This window comes from Micromonospora sp. MP36 (assembly GCF_008119785.1).
GTDB lineage: Bacteria > Actinomycetota > Actinomycetes > Mycobacteriales > Micromonosporaceae > Micromonospora.
On the sequence record NZ_VSFA01000230.1, the window covers coordinates 1 to 3,105 of the forward strand.

The 3,105-nt window shown below is 70.2% G+C and carries 3 protein-coding genes; 2 read left to right on the forward strand and 1 reads right to left on the reverse strand.

Annotation, left to right across the window (positions count from 1 at the left end; genetic code table 11):
• Window positions 1-721: penicillin acylase family protein (locus FXF52_RS40785; RefSeq protein WP_187414025.1), on the reverse strand; the 721-nt coding region annotated here is incomplete at its 3' end.
• A gap of 831 nt (window positions 722-1,552) precedes the next feature.
• Between FXF52_RS40785 and FXF52_RS40790 the strand changes: the two genes are divergently transcribed.
• Together FXF52_RS40790 and FXF52_RS40795 are read left to right on the forward strand one after the other, a co-directional pair.
• Complete coding sequence (locus FXF52_RS40790) at window positions 1,553-1,987, forward strand: hypothetical protein (protein ID WP_148804978.1); 435 nt, start codon at window positions 1,553-1,555, stop codon at window positions 1,985-1,987.
• 152 nt (window positions 1,988-2,139) lie between these two features.
• Window positions 2,140-2,985, forward strand: a complete 846-nt coding sequence (locus FXF52_RS40795) for a DedA family protein (protein ID WP_148804979.1) — start codon at window positions 2,140-2,142, stop codon at window positions 2,983-2,985.
• The last annotated feature ends 120 nt before the right edge of the window (window positions 2,986-3,105 follow it).

The following is a 3,105-nucleotide window of genomic DNA, read 5'->3' on the forward strand; positions in this document are numbered from 1 at the left end:
GGTGGACAGGCGGCGGGGGGTGCCCGCCCCGGGTGGGGCTCGGCGCGACGGCCAGGCCGTTCGAGCCGCTGGGCTCGCGGAACAGCAGCCCGCGCTCCTCATCGGTCATCTCCACCGCACGCCGGCTGTAGAAGGCTTCGAGCTGGGTGAGCGGCACCCGCTCGATGTCGCCGCCGATGCTGCCTTCGGAGAAGCTCAGCGGCATCCACGGCTCGAACCGGCTGATCACGCGCGGACGCACCTCGGGGTGCGTCGCGAGGTAGTAGTTCAGCCCGTCGGCCCAGGCCTGCATCAGGTCGCGCAGCCAGGCCGGGCTCTTCGCGTAGTCCCGCTTGAGCGCTTCAGGGTCGACGTACAGTCGCTGGCGCAGGTCCTGCCAGATGGCGCTCTCGCCCTCGGCCTCGGCGAGGCGGCCGAGGCTGACCAGGTAGTTGCGTTCGATCCGGTTGAAGTCGTCCTCGGCCTGGGCGTACATCATCCCGAACACGGCGTCGGCGTCGGACCTGCCCACCACGTGCGGGACACCCCAGTCATCGCGGGTGATCGTGACGTGCGCGGCTTGCCTACGCCAGCGGGCGAGGTCGGGCGGGGTTTGTGCGGGGGCGGCGGACGCGCCGCCGGAGGGCAGGCCCGCCGCGACGGTCGCGGCGCCGGCGGCCAGTCCGGCCGCTCCCCCCAGGACGCGACGTCGGCTCAGCCCTTCCTTCTGCGCGTGGTTCATGAGTTGGTCCACCTTTCTCCGAGATCAAGGGATCGTGCGGCGTCTAGGCGACCTGTGGTGGCGGCCCACGCGACCCCACCATCCCGCAGGAGGGCTGGCAGCTGCGGCGATCAGGTGGCGGCTCGGTGGCGGAGCGGCCACCGCCCGGCCAGGGAATGGCAACCATCGTCGACGCCTCCTGGGCCGCTTGGTGATCAAGCCTGGTCCAACCTGGGTACCACTGGCCCTGGTCGCCCGGCAATAGAGATCAACAGATATTCGCGGTGCGAGACATGCTCGTGACAATCGAGGCCCATCGCGAGATGGTGACCGTGCTGCCGGGGCACTCGCGGCGACTGCCGGCCGCCTTCAGGAGCCTGGACGGGCCGTCTACGACCGTTCCGGGCCTGGGCGGGACCGGTCGTCCCACGCTTGGGCCTGCCCGGGTGCGGTAGACCGCCACGAGTGGCGGGGCGGTCATCGGCCGGGTTCACCCGGTTTGGGCCTCCCAAGGCGGTCAGGGGCCGATGTCGGATGCGTCAGCGCGGTTGGGCGGGCCGGGATGTCCGATGACGTGGTGGAGCTGCGGGTACACGGGGCCGCTAGCGCGAGTGCCGGCCAGGTGTTGGAGCTGCCGCAGCTCGAGCAGGTCGCGGGTGACGGCAGTGGGGGGCTTCTACCGACCCCGCCACCACTCGGGCACCAGCGCTAGAACTCGGGTGACGCTGGAGGCGTACCGCTGGGGTGACCTGCCCTCCGGCACCATGATCCGAACCCTGTCGCTGGTGTTCCTCCTGCCGTTCATGCTGGTCAACGTGGCGATCTGGATGCGCCCGGCGAACCCTGGCTCCGATGCGCTGGTCAGATCCGTGTGCCGCTTGCTGGCGCTCACTCTCACCGCGCGCGTCACCACTGCACCGCCTCTACGCCCGGCTCTTCCCCGCCTACATCGACGACGAGGTGCTGCACGAGATCGGCGCCCGGATCGACTGGCGGTGGGTGAACCTCTGGCGAGCCACCGACTCCGTCGGCGGCTGGATCTTCTCCGCTCACCGGCCAGCCGCGCCCGTCACCGTCGACGGCCCGGCGGCAACGGTGGACCGCCGGCTGCGAGACCCCGCCGATGTGGTGGCGCCGCCTGGCGACAGCGTCCCACCACCGATCCAGGGACACCGGCCCGGCGAGTCCGACCAGCCGTTCACCGAGGCGGCACGCGAGCTGGTCGAGCGGCTCCGCGTGCCGATGGACCCCGAGCCTCCCCCGGCCGACCCACCGGCGGGGCAGTGAATGCCTTGGCCTTCCCGATCAGGCCCGACTGCTGACACCGGCCTCCGCCGGCAGGGGTGGGGTTCTCCGCACCCCGGCAGCTGGGGTCGGCCCGCGGAGGTCGGCGGTCGACCTCATGGTTCCGGCCGCGGTGCCCGCATAGCGTCATCGGCATGATCCATTCGTGGCATGTGTCGATGTACGCGGAAGTGCTGGCCGGGCCGGCTGAGTCGCCGGATGACGGTCTGGTCGGGTTCGTGACCGACCTGGTGGAGCGGCTCGGCGGCCCCGGCGCTGGCTTGGCGGTGGCGTTGGAGAACCTCTTCCCACCAATCCCCAGTGAGGTGATCCTGCCGCTGGCGGGGTTCACCGCCAGTCAGGGCAAGATGAACCTGTTCCACGCCATCGGCTGGACCACGCTCGGCTCGGTCATCGGCGCGTTGGCGCTCTACTACGTCGGCGTCGTGCTGGGGCGGGACCGAGTTCGGTCAATCGCGGCGAAGTTGCCGCTGGTGAAGCTCGACGACATCGACCGGACGGAGGCGTGGTTCGCCCGGCACGGCGCAAAGGCCGTGTTTTTCGGGCGGATGATTCCGATCTTCCGGAGCCTGATCTCCATCCCGGCTGGGATCGAGCGAATGCCGGTCGCAGGGTTCCTGCTCTACACCACGCTCGGCAGCCTGATCTGGAACACCGTGTTCGTCGTGGCCGGTTACCTGCTTGGCGAGAACTGGCACGCCGTCGAATCCTATGCGGGCACGTTGCAAAACCTCGTCATCGCCGCCTGCGCTCTCGCGGTCGCCTATTTCGCCATTTCCCGGCTGATGAGGATGCGCCGGAGCCGGTTGGCCGCGGACGGCGCGCGAACGGTCGGCGCGCTCGAATCAGGTGCGCCGAAGCCACCTGCCGAGGCGCTGTCCGATCTCGGCGCCCACCGGTCGACGCGAGCCGGACGCGGCACGCTGTACGGCACGCCACGCCGCGGGCAGGACGACGATGACCTCTGGCGCCGCAGCTAGTGCGGTGTCCAGTAACGTTCGTCGGGTTGGTCGCTGCCGGAAATTGTCGTACCCGTCGGGTTGGGTGTGGTTGTGCCTCGTCGTCGGGATCCCGCCGCGCCTCGGGTGGTGTATCGCACG